A 930-nucleotide genomic window follows, 5' to 3' on the forward strand; every position below is an offset into this window, starting at 1 on the left:
GAAGGTTCAACTAATCGCCATAGGTCTTTAGGGCGGAAACATCTACTTTTTAACCATCGGCTAACCGTGTCATGAGATAAAGGCGATGGGCTGACTTCTGATAACGCCAAACTAGAGTATCTTACACTGCTTACTTGCAAGAATATTTTATAGATATCTTTAATGCATGGATAACCGGACAAAATATGAACATCCTTATTTTTTCTTGTTTTTAAATTTATACTTCTTTTTTAGAGACTGCGAAACTCGTGTTTATGTCTGTGTGGGCGTAAAGTCTTCAACCTTCTCATCCTTTTTCATAAATATCAATAACTTAATTGCTTTCGTGATTTGCGGACATTTAATATAGCGTGATTTGCGGACATTGCTAGTGATATTGGGTAAAATTATCGAAAAAATGTGTGGATAACTCTGTTTTTGAGTCGTGATTTACGGACAAACTATCGTGATTTACGGACAAACAAATTTTTTTTATTATTATAATCAAACGCTTACAGCCTATTTTCGGGCCTTTAACTGTTTTAACTTATACATAACTAAATATAACTACGCGCGCGCGAGGCTGAACTGTGGATAACTTTTTTGGCTATCGACACAGGAGACTATCGTGTGAGCGTGCTAAATGTTGCATCTGATGCTCTTCGCCAATTCCCAAACGAAATGCAACAAAGTAAATCCTTGGTCATACATAGATAAAATTACTGTAATGACCCCATAAGAGATACCGTTGTATGAAGGGAAAACATTTGAACTTACATGAGCGTTTTTATATCGAAAAACGAATAATTGACGGTGTTACTCAGGCCACTATTGCTAGAGAATTGGGGCTTTCTCGTTCAACTGTCAGCAGGGAACTCAAACGTAATACTGATCCCGCTTTCCATGGACTTTATTCTTGCAGAAGAGCCGATACCTTAGCGAAAGCCAGAC

At 37.5% G+C, this 930-nt stretch carries 1 protein-coding gene and 2 pseudogenes; 2 read left to right on the forward strand and 1 reads right to left on the reverse strand.

Annotation, left to right across the window (positions count from 1 at the left end):
* The coding region (locus tag CBG25_RS11800) for a hypothetical protein (protein ID WP_290604843.1) at positions 1–182 on the reverse strand (182 nt) is incomplete at its 3' end.
* 549 nt (positions 183–731) lie between these two features.
* Here CBG25_RS11800 and CBG25_RS11805 point away from each other — a divergent pair.
* Positions 732–806: pseudogene (locus CBG25_RS11805) on the forward strand (hypothetical protein); the annotation flags it as partial.
* 3 nt (positions 807–809) lie between these two features.
* A pseudogene (locus CBG25_RS11810) lies at positions 810–930 on the forward strand (helix-turn-helix domain-containing protein); the annotation flags it as partial.

Origin of the sequence: Arsenophonus sp. ENCA, from assembly GCF_002287155.1 — a bacterium.
GTDB lineage: Bacteria > Pseudomonadota > Gammaproteobacteria > Enterobacterales > Enterobacteriaceae > Arsenophonus > Arsenophonus nilaparvatae.